Below are 21,127 nucleotides of genomic sequence, written 5' to 3' on the forward strand. Positions count from 1 at the left end.
CCCATAAAACTTGTAAAGTAAAGTGGTATTTACTGTACGTATTTTTACATGTATAATATTAATAACCATAATTATAAATTTTTTACATATAAGTTTAGGGTTTACTGCATTTATAGGAATCATCACTAATGCATTGTAAATGAATGGAGGGGAAAATATGACTATAAAAAAGAAATTGCCAACTATGATATCATTATTACTGATTATAGCATTAGGAATTACTAGCATAACGGCTTATCTTTTTTGCTCAAGAACAATTGAAAAACAGAGCAAGGACAGCTTGCTAATGGTGGGTGCTCAAGGAAGTGAAATGGTTTACTCATTAATAATGGGTGAAAAAAAGCAAACTGAGTTATTGTCTGAAAATAAGCAAGTTGTAGAAGCATCTAGGATAAGACATGAAATACTGAGTAATAAATCTGAAGCTCCTAATTATTCTAAAATCGTAGAAGCAAATAAATTGCTTGAGAAGCAGTGTAATAAAATGGAGTTTCATGAACAACTATTTATAGCTGATGCTAATGGTGTTATATTCGCTAGCAGCAATCCTAAAACTTTGAACTTAAATATTGGAGAAGAAGAATATTTTAAAAAAGCAATGGAAGGAAAAATGAATGTAACTAATACTATGATATCAAAATTAGATGGCAAGACTATAGTTATATTTGCTGCACCTATTAAAGACGAAGTTGGAACAGTAATAGGAACTTTGGTTAATTCTGTGTATGTAGATTATTTTGGTAAGTACCTAAAGAATATAAAAGTGGGAAGTACAGGATATGCATATTTAGTGGATTCAACAGGAATCATATTATCTCATCCTAATAAAGAAGTTATAATGAAAGCTGCAGAGAGCAGTGTAATTAAGGAAGTAGTTGAATCTATCAAACAAGGGAATGAAGTAAAGTCTGATGTTAAAAACTACGTATATAATGGAGAGACTAAGGTTCAATCTTATACTGTGGTTCCAGAAGTAAACTGGATACTATCAGCAACAAGAAATGTTAGTGATATGAATGAACCTGTAATTAATATGCTTAAGGTTATATCCATAGTAACCATAATAGCCATAATAATATCAATGATTATTGGAATTCTAATTTCAAATGGAATTACAAAACCTATTAACCAATTAGTTGAACTTATGGGACATGCAGCTGATGGAGATTTAACCGTAACTTTAGATATAAAATCAAAGGATGAACTTGGCAAGTTAGCTGGAAGTTTTAATTCCATGACGGGAAAGATAAGAGAATTGGTAATGAAAATTAATTCATCTATAGACATAGCATCAACCACAGCAGATGCCTTGGTCAATACATCTAAAAGTACATTGGAATCTGTTGATGAAGTTGCAAAAACAGTTCAGAAAATAGCAGAGGGATTTTCAGATCAATCTGAGAGCGTTGCAACTGTATTAGATAAGATGTCTATGGTGGGAGAGGAAATAGAAAATCTAAATAATTATTCAGAAGAAATGAAGATTAATTCACAGGATGTTCTAAAGACCGATGTAAGTTCAAAAGCCATAGTTAGAACTCTATTCATGAAGACAGAGGAGAACGATAAAGAGGTTGAAAAGGTTTCCAAAATTATGGAGAATTTGAGGGAAAGTTCCTCTAATATTGGAGTTATAATAGAAACCATAAGCAGCATAGCAGATCAAACAAATCTTCTTGCCTTAAATGCGGCTATTGAGGCTGCAAGAGCAGGAGAAGCAGGAAGAGGGTTTGCTGTAGTAGCTGAAGAGGTGAGAAAGCTTGCAGAACAATCAGCTAATTCAGCAAAGCAAATAGAAGAAATTATTAGGGATATACAAGCTAAGATTAATGATGCGGTAAGTATTGTGATAAATGTGAAGGATGCAGTGAGAGAGCAAACTCAATCTGTTAATGAAACGGGAAGCATTTTTGAGAAGATATCAAAGAATATAGAAAATATTACAACTAAGATAGAGAACGTAAATAAGATTCTTACCAGTATGAATAAAAAGAAGGAAGAAGTTATTGAAGGAATGAAAAATGTATCTGCATCTTCCGAAGAAACAGTAGCATCTTCACAAGAAGTATCAGCATCTATAGAGGAACAGGCAGCAGCAATGCAAGAGTTAAACAATGCTGTATCTAGATTGAGTTCTATGGTACAGAATTTATCAGAAGCTATAAAAATATTTAAAATGTAAAATGGTTTATATAAAAATAACCTCTTAATTTTGAATTAAGGGGCTATTTTTATGAAAAACTTTATAGTTTTGTATCCTGGTCTAGAGTTTTAAACTCATAACCTTGGCTCTTTAGATATTCTATTACTTGACCAAGAGAATCAGCAGTAGTTTTCTTAGTAGCAGCATCATGCATCAAAATAACTACATGATTTTTCTTCCCAACAGTCTCTTTTATTCTATTTATAAGCTCATCAGCTGGAACATTTAGACGTTCTGCATCTCCATTTAAAGCATTCCAATCTACATAAGAGTAGCCAGCATTTTTTACAGCTTCTCTATAAGATGCTCTCTTTGAACCAAAAGAACCGCCAGGGAAACGGATTATTTTACTGTCATATTCACCTAATATAGAATTTAATACTTGTCTGCATTTTTCTAAATCTTTTAAAAAGTTATCAGTATTGCTGTATATATAGTCGTATTCATGAGAATAAGTATGGTTAGCAATAAAATGTCCTTTTGCCTTTTCTTCTTTAATTAGTTCAGGATGTTTCTCTGCATTTTTACCTATAACAAAGAAGCTAGCTTTAACATTATATTTATCTAAAGTTTCTAGTATTCTAGGCGTTATATTAGTAGTTGGACCATCATCAAAGGTTAAGAAAACTTCTTTTTTATTTTCAGAAGTATTACTAGTTTTTGTCTCATTTGAGTCATTTTTATTAGGCTCAACCTTTTCATCAGTGCTTGTCCCATTATTGGTTGTAGAAGTTCCTTCGTTTTTATTAGTGCTATTAGCATTAGTGGCAGGTGTGTTGTTGCTATTATTAGTATTGTCCTTATTATTTGTATCAGGATTTGCTTGTAAAGATTTGTTTGAAGGATCTGAAGCGGGCTTATTTAGAAATTTATTTCCAGCTATAAATCCCATTGAAAATATAAATATAAATCCTAATAATATTAAAGAAACTCTTTTAAATTTGTTTTTTTTAAATGATCTTTTCAAAGTTATCCACCCCTTAATAAGTATTTAAATAGTTTCTTACGTAATAGACCCCTTCACAGTATTACGTTCAATAGAGTTATAAAATAAAACCGTATGTAATATTATATAACCCTAGTGTAAAATGTGTGCTTGTTCCCCTCCAATCCTCTTATTATTTATTAAAAAGTGTATTGGGTTTGTCCATCAACTTTATAAACTTTTTAATTCCAACTTAAATAGCTTGTATGCTACAATATCATAACCATTATATCACCTTTAGACAAGTTTGCATTAACAATTTTGTCTAAAATCTAAAGTTAACATTTAACAATATCTGAAGTAAAATCATCTTGTCGATAGGGCTGGTTTTAGAGGACTTAAGAGGGCAAAAGCTCATAATAATCTAATTTTATTGAGTTTAGATAAGTAAAGTAATATAATAGATTAAAATACCAATATTAGTTAATAATTATAATAAAGAGTTTTACAGAAATGAGGTGGTATTATGATAGGAAAAGAATTAATCAGGAAAAGGAGCTCTATGGAATCTGTATCTCAGTCATTAAATAGATTTATAGAAGGATACATAGCACATAAAGAAGTTGCTTTAAGCAGCTTTGCTATACATGAAGAAATTAAGCATTTAATAACAGCACTAGAAAATGAGAAAGAGATACATGTTAAAAATAATGAGTCTTTAGATAAAATAAATGAAATATTAAGTGATGTACTAAAAAGAGAGGATATATCACAGGAAGAGAGAAAAGATATATACAGGCTTTTAAGTCAGATAAGTAACATTCATAGAGAGAGCCAGCTTCAAAAGTCTAGACATATAACATCAAGGGTTATAGCAGCAATGGGAATTGCAGGTTCTGTTGCAATTTCTATAGGAAGTGTTTTGCTTCATGAAAAATATAAAACTAAAAGAGAAATGGAAAAGTGGAATAATTATTTTGAGAGAAGATAATAATATTGACATATTAGGTAATTTGTCATAATATTTTATATAAGAAATTTATAATTGTAGAATGCATTGAAGAGAAGAGTAGGAGATGGAAGTATCTAAAAGAGAGCTAGGAAAGGTGAAAGCTAGCGATATGGAAGTCTTTGAAGATGGCCTTGGAGCATACAATCTGAATATTTAGGATTGTACGGATGCAGCCGTTATACTGCAGAGTGATAAAATTAATTTAGATTAAGGAGTCACTTATGGAGGTTTTTGATGTAAATCAAAAACGAATTAGAGTGGTAACGCGTAAATTACGCCTCTAAGTGGAATAATTCTGCTTAGAGGTTTTTTATATTTAGAATTTAAATAATTAAATAAAAAGATAAGAAAAGATTTTCGTCAAAAGAGGAGGAAGAAAAATGAGCAGAGGAACTTATTACATAACTACGCCAATTTATTATCCATCAGCAAATTTGCATATAGGCAATACTTATACTACAGTGGCAGCAGATGCTATAGCTAGATTTAAAAGACTTACAGGATATGATACTTTTTTCTTAACAGGAACAGATGAACATGGTCAAAAGATTCAAAGACTTGCGGAAGCTAAAGGTGTTACTCCAAAGGAGTATGTTGATGAAATCGTAGCAGGAATAAAAGATTTATGGAAGATGATGAATATAAGCTACGATAAATTTATAAGAACTACAGATGATTATCATGTAGAGGCAGTTCAAAGAATATTTAAGAAGTTATATGACCAAGGAGACATATATAAGGGTGAGTATGAAGGTTTATACTGTACTCCTTGTGAATCTTTCTGGACAGAAACTCAGCTTGTAGATGGAAAGTGCCCAGACTGCGGCAGACCAGTTGAGAAGACAAAGGAAGAAGCTTATTTCTTTAGAATGTCAAAATATGCTGATAAGCTTATAGAATATATTGAGACTCATCCAGAGTTTATACAACCAGAATCAAGAAAGAATGAGATGCTTAATAACTTTTTAAGACCAGGACTTCAAGATTTATGCATATCAAGAACTTCTTTCAACTGGGGAATACCAGTAACTTTTGATGATAAACATGTTATATATGTATGGATAGATGCACTTTCAAACTATATAACTGCTCTTGGTTATGACCAGCAAAATGATGAGTTGTATAAAAAATATTGGCCTGCAAATGTTCACCTTGTAGGTAAGGATATTTTAAGATTTCATACAATCTATTGGCCAATTATGCTTATGGCATTAGGTCAGCCTCTTCCAAAACAAGTATTTGGTCATGGATGGCTGCTAGTTGATGGAGGCAAGATGTCAAAATCTAAAGGGAATGTAGTAGATCCAGTTACCTTGGTAAAACATTTTGGAACAGATGCAGTAAGATATTATCTTCTACATGAGATACCATTTGGGCAAGACGGACTATACACAAGTGAAATCTTTATAAAGAAGACAAATTCAGACCTTGCAAATGATCTTGGAAACCTTCTAAATAGAACCATAGCAATGATTAACAAGTATTTTGATGGAGTAATTCAAGCACCAACTGCTAAAGAAGAAGTTGATGCAGAATTAATTAAGACAGCTCTTGAAGCTCCATCAAAGGTTGAAGATAGAATGAATGCTTTAAAGATTCCAGAAGCTTTAGATGAGATTTGGGCAGTTGTAAGAAGAAGCAATAAATATATTGATGAAACTATGCCTTGGGTGCTTGCTAAGGATGAAGATAAGAAAGAAAGACTAGGAACTGTTTTATATAATCTAGTTGAAAGCCTTAGAATCATATCTGTAATGCTTTCTGCTTTCTTACCAGAAACAAGTGATAAGATAAATACACAGTTAAATGTAAGCCTTGCAACTTGGGATAGTATAGCTTCCTTTGATGGAACTCAAGCAGGAACAAAGGTAGGAGCAGGAGAAGCTATCTTCCCAAGAATAGATGTAGAAAAGAAGCTAGAAGAACTTTCAAAACTTAAAGAGCAGCAAAAGGAGAAAGCAGCAGCTTCTGAGGAACCTAAAATGGAACCTATAAAGCCTGAAATTACAATAGAAGACTTTGAGAAGATCGATTTAAGAGTAGCTAAAGTAATAGAATGTGAGCCTGTTAAAAAAGCAAATAAGCTTCTTAAGCTAAAGGTAGATTTAGGCGGAGAAGAAAGACAGGTGATTTCAGGAATAGCAAAATATTATAAACCAGAGGAACTAGTTGGTAAGTATATTGTGCTAGTTGCTAATTTGAAACCTGTAAAACTAAGAGGAGAATTATCACAAGGAATGATCCTTGCAGCCTCTGATGAAAAAGATAAGCTATTTGTAGTAGATCCAGGCGAACTACCAACAGGAAGCATTGTAAGATAACACTCTGAGATTAGACATATAACATAAGCTAAAAGTGAAGCCGCTTCGCTTAGTTAAAAAACTAAGTAAGCGGCTAAATTTCTTCACTTCTCCACTGCGCCGCATGCGCCTCCACTTCCTTAAGCTTTTCTACAAAGAGAGTGTTTTACATTTTTTATATCTTAAATTTATCAAGTGGTATCTTAAATTCAGGAATTCCAAAGGCGTATGGAGCAATGTCATAAAGCTGAAAGAATATGACTAAGTTTTTTCCATCAATATAAAAATCTTGGTCATCAGAGATGCCTTTAAAGGATGAAGGAAAGTACATTTCTTTATTCTCTTCTATCTTTTTATTGATCTCATTATTAATTATATCCTTATACAAAGTGCCCTCTTTAAATAAGTCCTTCAAAGTTAACTTATTTCCATTAGTTAAATTTATATTATATGCCTTTCTAAATGTAAGTCCATGAGCACCGCCAGTATACTGATAATAATCTATATAAAGACTTAATAAATTACCTTTGATACAAGTTACTTTGTATGTAGTAATAGCAGTACATGGCATAACAGGTATACCGTGCTCTTCTGCCTGGTCTGAATATTCTTTTGCCATTTCTTCTATTTCATTTTTAAAACTTAATATATCTGTTTTAAACATAGAATTAATTTTTTCTTGAAGTTTTAAATCACTCAAGCCTTGAAGCACTGGTATTTGTAGGTTAATTTCTATTAAGTCATCTTTACTTATAAGTTTATTTTCAACAATCTTAACAGAAGAATATAAATTTGATATAATGGCTGTTGTTTCAATTGCTGGAATTGTCATATGCAGATTGAAACAAGGTATACTTGTTAGCGGCATTATGGACGCTAATCCAAGGCAAAATAATTTTTTCATTTCATAAACCTCCTACATATAAATTGACTTTCACAATTATAAATTACTTTAATATTAGTATTCACACTTTAAGGGATTTATTTACTGATATTAGCGAGAAAAATAATTAATTTATTAAGTGAATTACAATAAATGAAGAGTAACTTATTAAGAGAAGGGTATACTTTTATAATAAATATAAAGTTTAATTTATATATTCAAATTCTCAACTAGTTATAGTAAAATTACACTTGTTGAATCTTCGCTAAAATTGTAATATATTCAAGTTAGAATATTCTGTACTAAAATTAGGAGGGGAAGGGATAAAGTATGCCATATACAAGAATATTATTTTCGGCTGTAGTAGGGGCTGTAATAGGTTACATAACAAATTGGTTAGCTATAAAAATGTTATTTAGACCACACGAGGAAAAAAGAATCTTTGGTTTAAAAATACCTTTTACACCAGGACTTATACCAAAAGAGCAGAAAAGAATTGCAAAGAGTGTAGCAGATACAATAGGAGAGCATCTTTTAACTAGTGATACTATGCTCGAAGCATTACAAAACAATGGAATAGATAAAAAGTTTGAATCATGGATAGAAGAAAAGGCTCTTGAAATATCAAGAAGAACTATATCCATAGGAGAACAAATCAAGATTATAATGGGAGAAAAATTCCATGGAGTTATAAAAAACATAAAAGATAAAATGTCTACATTTTTTATATCATTTATAAGAAAAGATAAGGTTAAATGCGAATTGGAAAAATTAGTATTAGATGTTATAAAAAAAGAACTTTCTAAAGATCCAAACATTATATTAGAAAGTGATTATTATAAAAATATAAGAAATGAGATAATAAAAAAATCAGCACAATATAAGAATTCAGAAGAATTTAAGAAAAATATAGAGGAACTTATAAAAGACAAGATTTCAAATTTAGAAGATACAGATAAATCATTAGAGGAAGTTATACCTGTTGGGATTATAAGCACTATAAAAGTATATGTATATAGTAAAAACTATGACATAGCTATGAAGATTAAGGAAACATTAAAAGAAGAAGAAGTCCAAACTAAGCTAAAAAAATTTTTATCAGATATGATAAGTATCAATATCAATCCTATGATTGCTATGTTCCTAAACACAGATACAATTTATAATAAATTAGTTCCAGCTATAGATAATTATCTTGATAAAGAAGAAAATCAAAGAGAAATAGCTCTATTAATTAATAGTTTAATTGATAAAGCACTAAAAACTAAGGTGGGAGATATTTTATCTAACATTTCAGAGGAAAGTAAAGAAAGAAATATAGAGGCTATTGGAGATATTATAATAGATAAGGTAATAGACGAGAAAGTTATTAGTGCTATACTATCTGCTTTAGAAGATAAGGTTAGAGATAAGGAAACTTTACAAGAGCTGTTTTCAGAGTTCAATATAAATACAGAAGAAGTTTTAACAAGGTTTATAGGAATTAAAATAGATGAGATAATTGATAGTAGTGAGTTAGAAGAAAAAATAAGAGAATACACAAATTCAACTATAGACAATATTTTAAACATTAAGATCTCAGACTTGTCAAATGGAAAAGAAGCTCAAATATCAAAAATAGCACTAAAGACTTCGGAAGGATTGTTTAATAGATTTGTAACAAGTAAAGCAGTAGAGTTTATAGAAGCTTTAGACATAAGAAAAATAGTTGAAGATAAAATTAATTCTTTTGAAGTTTCTTTTGCAGAGGAAATCATATTAGAAATCGCAAGCAGAGAATTAAATGCTATCACTTCCCTTGGAGCATTGCTTGGATTTATAATGGGACTTTTATCAGCAATCATGGCAGCAATATAGAATATTACACATGGGATTTGTATTTAGGAAAGCTTCACGTCTAGTGTTTGTTCAACGCTTTCTACAATGCAAATCCCATGGGTGATGTTGAAATATTTCGCCAATTCACTGTAACTTTTAGGTGAGATAGATAAAGACAATTTAAGAAGTTGAGAAAGGCAGTTTAGAGAGTGTAGAAGTTTAGGGAGTGTAGGTTAATATAGAGGTTTGGAGGGATAAAGTTATGATATTTGATTCTCATGCACACTATGATGATGATAGTTTTGATGGAGATAGAGAAAAGGTTATAGAGGAAATACATAATAATGGGGTAATAGCAGTTTTGAACTGCGGGGCATCTTTTCAAGGGGCTAAGGATTCTGTGAAGTTAGCTGAAAAATATGATTTTTTCTATGCAGCTGTGGGGATTCATCCAGAGAATGCTTATGAGCTTACAGAGGAGACTCTTGAAGAGATAAGAGAAATGACTAAAAACCCAAAGGTAAGAGCTATAGGTGAAATAGGACTTGATTACTATTGGGAGGAGAATCCTCCAAGGGAGGTTCAAAAAGAAGTATTTAGGAAACAGATGGCTCTTGCAAAGGATTTAGGTTTACCAGTGATAATTCATGATAGAGAAGCCCATGGAGATACTTTAGAGATCATGAAAGAGTTCCCAGAGGTTAAAGGGGTTGTTCATTGTTTTTCAGGAAGTGTTGAGTTTGCTCGTGAATGCTTAAAGTTAGGATATTATATAGGATTTACAGGAGTTATAACCTTCAAAAATGCTAAAAAGATAATAGAGGTAGCAAAAGAAGTTCCTATGGAGAGAATTTTGGTTGAAACAGATGCTCCATATATGGCTCCAACACCGTATAGAGGAAAGCGAAATCAGTCAGACTACATAAAATTTATAATTGAAAAAATTGCAGAAATAAAGGAAGTTTCTCCAGGGTTTATGGAAAATTTAACCATAAATAATGCTAAAAACTTGCTAAAAATTAAATCCTAGTGTAAAATATATTTACAGATTTTTAGCACAATAATGAATAAGAGTTGTTTCAATATAGTCTCAAAGCTAATGAATAAAAATAGGTAAACTGTAAATAATCTAACATAGCAGACTAAAAAAATACATAGTATAATATGTATTTGGTTGAAACAACTGTAATTAACTATAAGATGAAAACTATGCAGATAGTGCATTTTTATTAACTTATCAATAAGGACAAAAGGTACTTAATTTGACGGATTTTCATATGTACGGTATAATAATTGAGTTACCTTTGTCAAGGAGGTTTATATATGTTACAAAAACTTAAAAGCGACATAAGAACCTACTTCTCAAATGGGCCCAAAGTACTTTTTATAGCCGTGCTAATCTCTATGTGTGGCATAATAGGACTGTTTAATGCTGAAAAGAGTGTAAATATCGTAATTGATGGACAAGAAATTAGTGTTATGACATACAGAAGCAATGTAGAAGATATTCTAAAAAAGAATAGCATAGTCCTGGGTCCAAAGGATATAGTAAAACCAGACCTAAACAGCAAGATAAAATCGGGAGACACCATAAGAATAGAAAAAGCTGTTAATGTAGAACTAGAGATGGATGGTAAAACTAAAACTATTCTAACTAATGCAGATAGTGTCGGGGAACTATTAGAAGAAGAGGGAGTAGTTTTAGGAAAAGAGGACAAAGTATCACCATCCAAAGAAGAACATATTAAAAATAATCTTAAGATAGCAATTACAAGGATGAATACAAAAATAGAAAAAAAGGTTGAGCCTATTGAATTTGCTACTGAGATAAAAAAGGATAGTTCTTTAAAAGAAGGACATAAGAAAGTTGTACAAGAAGGTACAGCTGGAGAAAAGGAAGTAAATATAAAGGTTGTATATAAGAACGGAAAAGAAATATCTAGAGAAGTGGTAGAAGAGAAAATAGTCAAAAAGCCTACAACTAAGATAATAGCTATGGGAACCATGAAAGAGGTAAAACTTTCACGTGGAGGCAGTGTGAGTTACTCTAAAAAGTATAGAATGAGAGCTACTGCCTATACAGCAAGCTATAGAGATACAGGTAAGAACCCTGGGGATAGAGGCTTTGGACTTACTGCATCTGGAACTAGAGTTAAAAGAGTTCCAGAAGGTTACAGTACTGTTGCCGTAGACCCACAAATTATTCCGCTTGGTACAAAGTTATATGTAGAAGGATACGGCTATGCTATTGCCGAGGATACTGGCAGCGCTATTAAAGGTAATAAGATAGACTTATACTTTAGCAGCGATGCACAAGTGGACAGGTGGGGAGCAAGATACGTAAATGTATATGTAATCAAATAGAGCGCTTGCGCTCTATTTTTATTTTTGGGTGGATATGTTTTTTATTTTAGTTGTACATCTTTATTCTTTTGCTTGACATAATAATACATATAGTTAAAAATATTAAGGAAGGTATCTATGTGAGAATTTACTAAAAGCCAAGGATATCATACATAAAGAAAAAGATGAAACATAATAGTGAGTGGAGGCTTTTATTAACATGATGATAAAAGAAGTTATTGTAGTTGAAGGTAGAGACGATATAACTGCTGTAAAAAGAGCTGTAGATGCAGAGATAATAGCAGTAGGCGGTTTTGGAATTAATTCTAAAGTGATAGAAAGAATAAAAGAAGCTCAAAAAAGACAGGGTGTAATTGTATTTACGGATCCTGATTTTGCAGGTGAAAAGATAAGAAGGATTATATCAAAAAGAGTAAAAGGAATAAAACATGCTTATATAACTAAAGAAGAAGGACTTAAGGATGATGATATAGGTGTTGAAAATGCATCACCTGAAACAATAATAAGGGCTTTGCAAAATGCAAAATGTGAAGTTAAAGAGAAAAGAAATGAATTTGGATCAGAGGACTTATACTTTTTTAAACTTACAGGAAGCGAAGAAGCAAAGAAAAGACGAGAAGCTTTAGGAAAAGAATTAGGAATAGGTTATTGTAATTCTGCACAATTTATAACTAGGCTTAATAATTATGGAATAAGGAAAGAAGAATTTATAAAGGCGTTGGAGAAGGTTAATAAGGAGATAAAAGATGGAGAAGGTAACAACTAGAGATGTTGTAAAAAAGTATAATTTTAAATTTACTAAAAGTTTGGGGCAAAACTTTTTAATAGATGACTCTGTTTTAGAAGACATAGTAAAAGGTGCAGAGGTATCTTATGATGACTTTATTATAGAAATTGGTCCTGGAGTAGGTACATTAACAAGAGAGCTTTTATCTAAGGCTAAAAAGGTATGTGCAATTGAATTAGATTCTGATTTAATTCCTATTTTAAAGGAAGAACTTAAAGATTTTGATAATTTCGAACTTATACATAAAGATGCTTTGAAAGTAGATTTTAACGAGATAATAGGAGAAGAAAAAAGTGTTAAGGTAGTAGCAAACTTGCCTTATTATGTTACGACTCCTATAATAGCAAATTTGCTTACTAAAGGATATAACTTTAAGTCTTTAACTATAATGATTCAAAAAGAAGTTGCAGAAAGAATAAATGCAGAACCGAATAATAAGGACTACGGCTCACTATCTGTATTGGTGCAGTATTACTGCGATACAAAGATATTAAGAAGAGTGCCGCCAACTTGTTTTATACCTCAGCCAAAGGTAGAGTCCATAGTTATAAGATTGGATAAGCTAGATAAGCCTAGGGTGGAAGTAAAAGATAAAGACCTATTCTTTAAGGTAGTAAGACAGTCTTTCAATATGAGAAGAAAAACTTTAAGAAATGCGATAAAAAGTTTAGGAATGTTAAATTCTGAAGAAATGGATAAGGCTTTTGAAGAGGCAGGAATAGATTCAAGGAGAAGAGGAGAAACCTTAAGTCTTCAGGAATTTGCAAATTTAGCTGATAGTATTTACAACATTAAAATTAGTGGCAGATAAGTCTTTGATCTTTCGAAAGTTATAGTTAGTGAATAAAGAGAGTGTGTAATCATAATATAAGCGTAGTATTTGAGAAGTTTAGCATATAAAACTGCTGAACTTTTCTTTTTTTAAACTTTTTGTCTATTTTTTGAATATATTACATATATTATAATAATGAAAAAATGAGTAAATCATTGATTAAGTTGTATAGGGGGTAAACTGGTGGCAGCTAAAAGAAGTTATAGTAGATACTTTATCATATTACAGGAAGATGAAAAAGGCTATTCAACAGATAATAATAAATTTCCTACAGGGTACGCAAAAGTTGAAAGAAAGAATGATAAATGCAGAGTGTCATACTATGTTCAGAATTTAAAAAGGACTAAAGATTCCTATTATATGATGTTAATATGCGATAGGAAAAATGATAAGAGATTGATAAAGCTTGGGAAGATAGATATTGATAATTATGGAAGGGCAGATGTATCTTACGAATATGATGCAAACAATGTAGCAAACTGCAGCGTGCCTATGGATACAATTAAAGGGGCAGCTATAGTTACTATGGACGGTTCTGCTATTCATGGAGTATTAACAGGATTCGTAAGTGGAACTAAGCTAGAGGATTGGAAGAGCTATGCTGTAATTGAGAACAAGGAAAGAATGGAAGATAAAAAACCCGAAGCAGTTAAGAAAGAGGAGACAAAGGATAATAAGGATGATATAAAAACATCGGAATCTCTAAAAGAGGAAGCTGATATAAAGAGAGAAGAAAATATATTTGATGAGTATGAAAAGAACATAGAAGCTGCTAAGAACATAATTATTGAGGAAAATGACGGTAAGAGTATTAGTGGTGTAAAGCAGCCTAGGGAAGATATAAAAGAATATAAGGAAGAAGATAGCAAAGTAAAAGATAAGGTTGAAATGAATACAATGCAAGAAGATAAAATTTATAAAGATAGAGTTCAGGAATCAGAGACTTACGATACGGAAATTAAAAATGTAGAAATTAAAGATGCAGTTAAGGAAATAGAAACAGAAGTTCAAAGACAGGATGAACAAGTAGAAAAGGAAGAAGCCAAGATTAGTGATAAGTTAGAAGAGTATATTGACTCAGAACGCAAAGTAGAAAATAAGGAAGATAAGGAGAATTATCCAGTAGGAAAAGTTGGAAAGTTCTTCAGATCCATGGCTAGTGGTTTGGAAGAATTAAAAAATATATGTCCAGAGATTGGAAAGTGCAGATGGTATAAGATTAGCTGTAAGGAATTTATGAATGCTAATCCATCTAAAGATTTTAATAAATATAGAACCTTGTATTATCCTATGAACAGCTGCTATCCATATATTAAAAGGAAAGGACATTATCTAGTAGGATATAAATGTGACAAGGATGGCAATATGAAATATCTAGTATATGCTATACCTGGAACTAGATCAATATATGATCAGCCTTTTGGAGGAGCTACAGGATTTGTTACATGGGTTTCAAAAGATAAGAATGATAATAGAGAAGACAGAGCAGGATATTGGATAATGTTCTATGATTTTAGAAATTCAACAATAGTGGTTCCAGTTAAGAGGTGAGTTCTTAACTAACTGCTTAAACTTAAGCAGTTAGTTTTGGCATTTTTTGATTGAGATAGGTGGTAAAATTAAGTTTTTATAGGGGGATTATATGAAAATAGTAGTGAATAAGAGAAAGCTTCAAGTCTTTCTTGTGGTTATAACTTTAATGGCCATATTATTTGGTGTTGGAGAAATGCTTAAAGAAGAGTTAAAGTCTGTAAGCTTTATGCAGAATGATATAAAGGAGTTAAGAACTTTTGAAGCTTTAGATGGTAATATATCTTATAAACTTCCTTCAAAATGGACAACTTACACAGAAACTTTCCCAGGAGGGCAAATAGTATATCATAATAATTTCACATCTGAAGACTTGTTAATAAGCGGATTTGTACAGGTCTGGAATTATGAACATGACTTAAAAGGATTTTTAGATTTAAGTAAAAAAGTATCTGAATCACAAAATGAGGTAAAAAACTATAAGATTACAAATATAAAGGTAAGTGGTAAAGAAGGATATATGATAAATTACACTATGAAGTCAAGAAATATAGACTATACAGTCCATGAATACTTTATTAAACATAAAAAAGGATTTGTCAGGTTCTCTTTCTTTACAAGAAGCAGTAACTTTAGGGAATACATGAAGACATTATATGATTCTATAGTAAGGACTTTAGAAATAAAAGAAAGCTAATTTAATTGATTTACATATATTAAAGTATTATAATTTTATTGTATATAAGGAAACCTAGTGTTTCCTTTGTTCTTTGTATGGATTTATATAGTATTTGAGTATGCAGTACTTATAATATAAAATGGAAAGTTTACTAGGGGGAAAATAGGTGAATAAGAAGATAAATGTACTCATTATGGTGATTGTAATGATTGTCAGTAATTTCTTAACAGGATGTGCAAGAGTAGAGGATTTAAAGGTAAAGCTGGGAATGAAAAATAAGGATTTTGAATATATAAACGAAGGCAGAATAAGTAAAATAACGATACAAAATAAAAGAGATAAAGGATATACATTTATAATTACAGACAAGGATGCAATAAAAGAATTGTATGACATACTATCAAAGGCAAAGGAAGTAGAAAATAAAATCACCTTAGAGCCTGATTATATACTGGAATTCCAAGAAGGGGTAAATAAGGTACATAAATTTAATTATGTGGCTGGATTGGATAAGAAAGACTTGGGAAACCTATATGGCGACGATAAAATATATGTTGTATCAAAAAGACTAGATGATGATATAATGAAGAATTTCTGGAACATAAGAAAACCTAATAAGTTTAATGAGGTTTACTATACGTCTATGCTTAAAGCTATAGAAGATTATAGAAAGACAGTAGGAAAAGATAAGAAAATAGGTATAGACATTAATGACGAAGAAGTTGCTAAGTTTATTTTGACTATGGATATAGAAGAATTTAAGGAAAAACTAGGGAATAATGAAGAGATAATAACTAACGGTGATAGAAATAAGTATGATATCACTATGGATATAGAAACTCAAGGATATAAAACAGATATCTATAAATGTATAATAACTTTTTATGATAAGGAAACTAAAAAGGAAACAAAATATTATTTCGTTAATAAATATGAGTTGAATTACTGGAAGTTTAATTTTACTAAAGATAAGAAACCAAAAAACTTTTAAAATTTAGATACTATAATGGTATAATGATAATAAAGCGAAAATGCTGTATTTAAAATAAGCTTTATACGGAGGAGGAATAAAAAATGAGCGACTGCAATAGTTGTCCAAGTAAAGGAACATGTGGTGAAAAAGAGTGTTCAAAGATGCTTCCTAAGTACGGAAACATAAAAAATATAATAGGGGTTATAAGCGGTAAAGGCGGAGTAGGTAAATCCACAGTTACAGGAATATTAGCAGCACAGCTTTCCAAAAAAGGATATAAAGTAGGAGTGCTGGATTCAGATATAACAGGTCCATCTATGCCAAGAATTTTAGGAATAAGTGATAAAAGAGCTCAAATGATTCAATATGAAGGTGAAGAGAACGAGCCAAGATTTATTCCTGTAGAAACTGATGGTGGAATAAAGGTAATGTCATTAAATCTTCTTATAGAAGATGAGGACCAGCCAGTAATTTGGAGAGGACCTTTACTTACAGGAGTTTTAAACCAAATGTATGGGGATACAGTATGGGGAGAATTAGATTATCTCCTTATAGATATGCCTCCAGGAACTGGAGATGTTGCTTTAACAATAATGCAAAATTTACCTATAACAGGAATGGTAGTGGTTTCAACTCCTCAAGATATGGTTTCTATGATAGTTAAAAAGGTAGTAGTCATGATAGAAAAAATGGATATAAAAATATTAGGCGTAGTAGAAAATATGTCCTATATAAAATGCGGTAACTGCGGAGAAAAGGTGAGAGTATTCAGTAAGAAGCCAGCAGAGGAACACGTTGGATATCTTGGAGTTCCACTTCTTGCAGAAATGCCTATAAATTTAGATTTGGCTGAAAATCTAGAAAAAGGAACAATGGAAAGCTATATCAAAGGTTCATCAGAATATGATGAACTCATAGATAATTTTATGAAAAGACTATAAAATTAAAATTAGTATGATAAAAAAAGTAGGCAGTAGTAAATTTTACTGCCTATTTTTTTCACTCTGCTTATTTTCTTACTCTGTTTTCAAAGTCCCTTTGTATAGCTTCAAGTCTTTTTTGACCGTCAATACGTTTTTGTTTAGCTTCGTTTTCTATTTGTTTTGTTTCTTCAATTCCTTTAACTATAGTTTCCCATGTTTTTTCAAGGGTTTCTATATTTATGGAGCTGCCTGAAGCAAGCTGTGCCGTTAATTTTGATTGAAGAGCTGTGTTTTGAGCGTTTCTAATCAATAATTCATTTGTTTTTTCATCTAATGCAGCCATAGCTTTAGCCTGAACTGCCTGCCTTTTTAGAGTTATAGCTTGAGTTAAACACTGCTTAAATATAGGAATAGTAACTATAAAAGCAGAGTTTATTTTCCTTACTAAATTGTAATTACCCTTTTGTATCAACTTTATTTGAGGCATTGTTTGAAGAGCTACGTTTTTAGCAAGTTCCAAATCATAAACCCTTTGTTCAAGCATTTCCAATACCTGCAAAGCATTAGATAGGTTTATTTGGTCTATCTGTTCTGTTGAGTTAGCTGCTTTGCTTTGAAGGTCAGGAAGTATTCTACTTCTAAAGTCTTGAATAACTAAATTTCCAGCATAAATATATTTTTCAAGGGTTTCGTAATATTCTATATTTTTATTAAACATCTGCTCTAAGTTATTATTTGATGTATTAATTTCTGATTCATACTTTTTGAGTTGAACATATACTTTATCGATTTCTCCACCCATAGTATGATACTTTTTAAAAAGAACTTCAATAGAATCTTTGGCTTTATTAAAAAGTTTAGAAAAGAAACCTTGTTTTTTTTCTTCAAAATCTTTTATATCAAACTTATCCATTATATTATTAAGCTGAGTTAATAAGGTTCCTGAATCCTCAACCTTAGTTGTTTCAATTGAATGTAGTATTTGATCAGCAAATCTAGAGATTTCAACTGCAGTGTCTTGTCCGAAATTCATTACAGAATCCACATTTGATACATCGAGCTGCTTTGCAATTGCAAGTACCTCTGGAGAGTTCCTCACTCTCAAGGATATTTCATTGGTTTCTTTTTCTAAGTTGATCTTTTCAGTATTTAACTCATTGTTTATATTTGTATTATCAGGCATAAAACTTCCTCCTCTTATTTGAATAGGTTAGACCAAAATGAATTTGATTTCCCCTTACTTTTACGAATTGAGTTCAGGTTAGGCATATCTAGGTTAAAATTAACATCTTCTAACTTATGAATGTCATAGTATTCTTCATAAAGTCTGGCTTCTATATTGTTATAGCCTGTAGGAGTAAAGATGGCTATGTCAAAGCCCATGAGGTTTAAGAAAGCTAATACAATAGAATCTTCTTCTGTAAATATAGCTTCATCCTTATCATAGATCATAACCTTTGGAATCTTAAAAGGATAATCAAATTTTTGTATCAGTTCTAATATAGTTTTGTCTATATTTAATATGCATATGAGAATTTTTAGCTTAAATTCTACCGAATCAGAATTTTTAAATATAGGCAGACTTATTAATTGGTTTATCTTATCTATTATACCATCTTGAAGAGGGGTTTTTAAATAATGAAACCTATACAATCTATGATTTAAAAGACTTTCTTTATTTATAACTCCATCTTTAAAGCAGTATTCTAAGCTGTATAAATCATATTTAGAATAAGTTTCCTTAACATAAGGGATTTTAGGTATAAATAGAAGATTATCTGCAGATCTAAGCTCCTTAATTTCATTCCAATAAATATTTAAATCTCTATGAGTACCGCTGATTTTAGCAAATAAATTTGGAATATACACTGTACTGTTTTCTACCTTGAATCCTGGGCGCATTCTTGCCTCTTCATTCCAAAGAATTTTTAGCTCATCAAAAGTTGTCTTTAGAGTAAGAGGGCGGGTCTTGTAGCTTTCAAACTGCCAAGGTCTAAAGAGACCATCCTGTTCATTATAGATTATATTTTCTATTTCTTGGGAAGCTTTAAAAGCTGTAGTTTCATGTCTTACTATAAGTTCCTCCTTAGGAAAATCCTTAAGCTCACATCTATTAGGCAATTCTAAAAGCTTAGAATACTTTTGTTCTTTGTCTATGTCATTAAAGACTGTATCTTCCTTAGAATTAATATATAAAACATCGCAACCTATGAGAGATAAAAATATTAAAAAGTAAGCTTCATGTTTCTTTATATCTCCATAATACATAATCTTAGGATTATATATTTCCTTAGAAGAATTCTTTAGATAATCGAACTTTTTAAATAAATCTGGAACATACTTGTTTATCCACATAATAATCTTTATTACAAAGTTCTTTATCTTAGCAGGATTTATATTGAGTTCTTTAGACATATATAATTCTAAAATACTATAAAAGCTTTTTATTATTGAAGAGTTAGCTATGTCCTCTTTAAGATCTGGAAAAGCTTCAGCGTTTATCAACATTCCTATTATATTAGAAAGTACTTTTTCATTTGATTTTCCACCTTCAGAGAGATTCTGAGGCACAGCATTCCATATATGGGCAGTTTTATTCACCAATTCTATATTATTTTCTACAGGTAAGTCCGCCGTAATCTTAAAGTACAAGGAACCAAGAGTGTCTAAGGTCTTGTCTATTCTATACAAAGCATTGTAGTATTCTGATTCCTTTTCTGTAATGCCTATATACCTGTAAAAATATATTGGAATTAAGGGTATAGGCTTGCCAATAAAATTTCCTCTTTTATTTAAGGAAGAGGTAAAATCAGTAAGTATATCATTAGAAACTTTATAAACACAGGTTATGGAGCTTATATATTTATCTTTATTAAAGCTTTCAGATGTTACAGATGAATTTAATGAAGGACTATTAAAAGAGGTATGACTGGGAGCATTTTTCGGTAAAGCATCCATATTCAAATTTCTCTTATCAGGAAGTATAGAGATTTTTGAGAACCGTCCCTCTTTATCAATAATGGAGAAGTCTCCATCATCAGGAGAATTTATATAAAGAACATCAAAGCCTAGTCTAGATAAAAATATTAAAAAGTAAACCTCGTGTTTTTTTATGCTGCCAAAGATATAAAACCTTTGGATTTATGATATCATGAGTGCTCTTTGAATCAAGATTAAAGTTATTTACTAAATCCATGGCAAAATTATTTATCCAAGTAATCAGCTTAAGAGTAAAGTTTTTAATTTTGGTTAAGTTAACATAAGGTTCCTTTTGTAAGTACAAGTTCAATACATAGCTAAGGGATTCTTCTATAGATGAAGTTAACAAAGAAGAATTAGCGTCAATTAAAGAACCGCTTTTTTTAAGCGAAGTTATTAATGCTTCTATTTTAACATTATCAAAAGGTTCAAGCTGATTTTCATTCCATATAGATTGAAGTTTATCGCTTAATATGGAATTGACTTCAAATGGGATATTAGATATAAATTTAAAATAAAGACCATTAAGGTTAGATAACTTCTTATCCAGGTTGTTTAATTTGTCATAGTATTCTTTTTCATTTTCCTTTACACCAATGTATCTATAAAAGTAAATTGGCACAATAGGAGAGCTTCCGTTTATAAAACCTACTCTTTTATTAAGTGGTGTTAGTATATCACTAAAGACGTTATGGGAATTTTTTAGAGAAGGATGTATAAACTTTCGTACATTGATCATTTTTCATTCCTACTTCCTCTCAAGTAAACTGAAATTTAATAAAGTGTAAACTTAGTCACCTATTAATTGTATTATACAGAAAAGTTATATTAACTATCAACATAGGTAAGTCAGTAAAATAAGAACTTTTAGCTTATTTTATGAGATAAAATTTTAAAAGCTCTACCAATAAATGTATGG

17 protein-coding genes, 1 pseudogene and 1 other annotated feature are annotated in these 21,127 nt (G+C 30.9%); of the genes and pseudogenes, 12 read left to right on the plus strand and 6 right to left on the minus strand.

All coding sequences use genetic code 11. The features are described from left to right. The first annotated feature begins 157 nt into the window (after positions 1-157). A complete protein-coding gene (locus ACFWTK_RS12335; protein ID WP_415876269.1) occupies positions 158-2,182 on the plus strand; it encodes a methyl-accepting chemotaxis protein in 2,025 nt (674 codons plus the stop codon). A 61-nt stretch (positions 2,183-2,243) separates the two neighbouring features. Here ACFWTK_RS12335 and ACFWTK_RS12340 read toward each other — a convergent pair whose 3' ends face one another. Next, complete coding sequence (locus ACFWTK_RS12340) at positions 2,244-3,170, minus strand: polysaccharide deacetylase family protein (RefSeq protein ID WP_415876270.1); 927 nt, start codon at positions 3,168-3,170, stop codon at positions 2,244-2,246. Between the two features lie 484 nt (positions 3,171-3,654). Here ACFWTK_RS12340 and ACFWTK_RS12345 point away from each other — a divergent pair, with 484 nt between their 5' ends. Beyond that, positions 3,655-4,119: a hypothetical protein gene (locus tag ACFWTK_RS12345; protein ID WP_415876271.1), complete on the plus strand. Its 465-nt coding sequence runs from the start codon at positions 3,655-3,657 to the stop codon at positions 4,117-4,119. 57 nt (positions 4,120-4,176) lie between these two features. Next, positions 4,177-4,425 (plus strand) — a binding site (T-box leader). Between the two features lie 95 nt (positions 4,426-4,520). Continuing rightward, positions 4,521-6,461 (plus strand): methionine--tRNA ligase, encoded by a 1,941-nt coding sequence (gene metG, locus ACFWTK_RS12350; protein WP_415876272.1) that lies wholly within the window; start codon positions 4,521-4,523, stop codon positions 6,459-6,461. Positions 6,462-6,615: 154 nt separating this feature from the next. Here metG and ACFWTK_RS12355 read toward each other — a convergent pair whose 3' ends face one another. Continuing rightward, complete coding sequence (locus tag ACFWTK_RS12355; RefSeq protein WP_415876273.1) at positions 6,616-7,344, minus strand: DUF3298 and DUF4163 domain-containing protein; 729 nt, start codon at positions 7,342-7,344, stop codon at positions 6,616-6,618. 309 nt (positions 7,345-7,653) lie between these two features. On the opposite strand from ACFWTK_RS12355, the gene ACFWTK_RS12360 reads away from it, so the two are divergent. The 9 genes from ACFWTK_RS12360 (at position 7,654) to ACFWTK_RS12400 (ending at position 17,247) form a co-directional block, all read left to right on the plus strand. Next, a complete protein-coding gene (locus tag ACFWTK_RS12360; RefSeq protein WP_415876274.1) occupies positions 7,654-9,180 on the plus strand; it encodes a DUF445 family protein in 1,527 nt (508 codons plus the stop codon). A 223-nt stretch (positions 9,181-9,403) separates the two neighbouring features. After that, the gene (locus tag ACFWTK_RS12365; RefSeq protein ID WP_415876275.1) at positions 9,404-10,171 is read left to right on the plus strand and encodes a TatD family hydrolase; all 768 of its coding nucleotides are present in this window, start codon (positions 9,404-9,406) and stop codon (positions 10,169-10,171) included. 293 nt (positions 10,172-10,464) lie between these two features. Continuing rightward, entirely contained in the window at positions 10,465-11,505 is a 1,041-nt protein-coding gene (locus ACFWTK_RS12370) for a ubiquitin-like domain-containing protein (RefSeq protein WP_415876276.1), read from the plus strand. Between the two features lie 202 nt (positions 11,506-11,707). After that, entirely contained in the window at positions 11,708-12,271 is a 564-nt protein-coding gene (gene rnmV, locus ACFWTK_RS12375; protein WP_415876284.1) for a ribonuclease M5, read from the plus strand. Then, positions 12,252-13,103 carry a 16S rRNA (adenine(1518)-N(6)/adenine(1519)-N(6))-dimethyltransferase RsmA gene (gene rsmA / locus ACFWTK_RS12380; protein ID WP_415876277.1) on the plus strand — a complete coding sequence of 284 codons (852 nt, stop codon included), beginning with the start codon at positions 12,252-12,254 and terminating at the stop codon, positions 13,101-13,103. The genes rnmV and rsmA overlap by 20 nt, the downstream gene beginning before the upstream one ends. Positions 13,104-13,307: 204 nt before the next feature. Then, complete coding sequence (locus ACFWTK_RS12385; protein WP_415876278.1) at positions 13,308-14,675, plus strand: hypothetical protein; 1,368 nt, start codon at positions 13,308-13,310, stop codon at positions 14,673-14,675. 91 nt (positions 14,676-14,766) lie between these two features. Continuing rightward, positions 14,767-15,351, plus strand: a complete 585-nt coding sequence (locus ACFWTK_RS12390) for a PsbP-related protein (protein WP_415876279.1) — start codon at positions 14,767-14,769, stop codon at positions 15,349-15,351. A gap of 175 nt (positions 15,352-15,526) precedes the next feature. Next, complete coding sequence (locus ACFWTK_RS12395; RefSeq protein WP_415876285.1) at positions 15,527-16,324, plus strand: hypothetical protein; 798 nt, start codon at positions 15,527-15,529, stop codon at positions 16,322-16,324. Positions 16,325-16,407: 83 nt separating this feature from the next. Beyond that, a complete protein-coding gene (locus ACFWTK_RS12400; RefSeq protein ID WP_415876280.1) occupies positions 16,408-17,247 on the plus strand; it encodes an Mrp/NBP35 family ATP-binding protein in 840 nt (279 codons plus the stop codon). A 67-nt stretch (positions 17,248-17,314) separates the two neighbouring features. Here the strand turns inward: ACFWTK_RS12400 and ACFWTK_RS12405 are convergent, their stop codons facing one another. From ACFWTK_RS12405 to ACFWTK_RS12420, 4 genes and pseudogenes are all read right to left on the minus strand, one after another. Beyond that, positions 17,315-18,412: a toxic anion resistance protein gene (locus tag ACFWTK_RS12405; RefSeq protein ID WP_415876281.1), complete on the minus strand. Its 1,098-nt coding sequence runs from the start codon at positions 18,410-18,412 to the stop codon at positions 17,315-17,317. Between the two features lie 14 nt (positions 18,413-18,426). Further along, positions 18,427-20,187 (minus strand): YceG family protein, encoded by a 1,761-nt coding sequence (locus ACFWTK_RS12410; protein WP_415876282.1) that lies wholly within the window; start codon positions 20,185-20,187, stop codon positions 18,427-18,429. Positions 20,188-20,250: 63 nt separating this feature from the next. Further along, positions 20,251-20,343 (minus strand): annotated as a pseudogene (locus ACFWTK_RS12415) (YceG family protein); the annotation flags it as partial. Next, positions 20,303-20,947: a YceG family protein gene (locus ACFWTK_RS12420; RefSeq protein ID WP_415876283.1), complete on the minus strand. Its 645-nt coding sequence runs from the start codon at positions 20,945-20,947 to the stop codon at positions 20,303-20,305. The gene ACFWTK_RS12420 and the pseudogene ACFWTK_RS12415, both read right to left, overlap by 41 nt. Positions 20,948-21,127: the final 180 nt, after the last annotated feature.

Origin of the sequence: Clostridium sp. (assembly GCF_047777555.1) — a bacterium.
Classification (GTDB): domain Bacteria; phylum Bacillota; class Clostridia; order Clostridiales; family Clostridiaceae; genus Clostridium_H.

Coding starts and splice junctions, on each gene's coding strand:
- ACFWTK_RS12370 (WP_415876276.1), top strand. CDS start 10,465: ATGTTACAAAAACTTAAAAGCGACATAAGAACCTACTTCTCAAATGGG.
- ACFWTK_RS12395 (WP_415876285.1), top strand. CDS start 15,527: ATGGTGATTGTAATGATTGTCAGTAATTTCTTAACAGGATGTGCAAGA.
- ACFWTK_RS12365 (WP_415876275.1), top strand. CDS start 9,404: ATGATATTTGATTCTCATGCACACTATGATGATGATAGTTTTGATGGA.
- ACFWTK_RS12355 (WP_415876273.1), bottom strand. CDS start 7,344: ATGAAAAAATTATTTTGCCTTGGATTAGCGTCCATAATGCCGCTAACA.
- metG (WP_415876272.1), top strand. CDS start 4,521: ATGAGCAGAGGAACTTATTACATAACTACGCCAATTTATTATCCATCA.
- ACFWTK_RS12420 (WP_415876283.1), bottom strand. CDS start 20,947: ATGATCAATGTACGAAAGTTTATACATCCTTCTCTAAAAAATTCCCAT.
- ACFWTK_RS12400 (WP_415876280.1), top strand. CDS start 16,408: ATGAGCGACTGCAATAGTTGTCCAAGTAAAGGAACATGTGGTGAAAAA.
- ACFWTK_RS12345 (WP_415876271.1), top strand. CDS start 3,655: ATGATAGGAAAAGAATTAATCAGGAAAAGGAGCTCTATGGAATCTGTA.
- rsmA (WP_415876277.1), top strand. CDS start 12,252: ATGGAGAAGGTAACAACTAGAGATGTTGTAAAAAAGTATAATTTTAAA.
- ACFWTK_RS12405 (WP_415876281.1), bottom strand. CDS start 18,412: ATGCCTGATAATACAAATATAAACAATGAGTTAAATACTGAAAAGATC.
- ACFWTK_RS12390 (WP_415876279.1), top strand. CDS start 14,767: ATGAAAATAGTAGTGAATAAGAGAAAGCTTCAAGTCTTTCTTGTGGTT.
- rnmV (WP_415876284.1), top strand. CDS start 11,708: ATGATAAAAGAAGTTATTGTAGTTGAAGGTAGAGACGATATAACTGCT.
- ACFWTK_RS12410 (WP_415876282.1), bottom strand. CDS start 20,187: ATGGATGCTTTACCGAAAAATGCTCCCAGTCATACCTCTTTTAATAGT.
- ACFWTK_RS12360 (WP_415876274.1), top strand. CDS start 7,654: ATGCCATATACAAGAATATTATTTTCGGCTGTAGTAGGGGCTGTAATA.
- ACFWTK_RS12335 (WP_415876269.1), top strand. CDS start 158: ATGACTATAAAAAAGAAATTGCCAACTATGATATCATTATTACTGATT.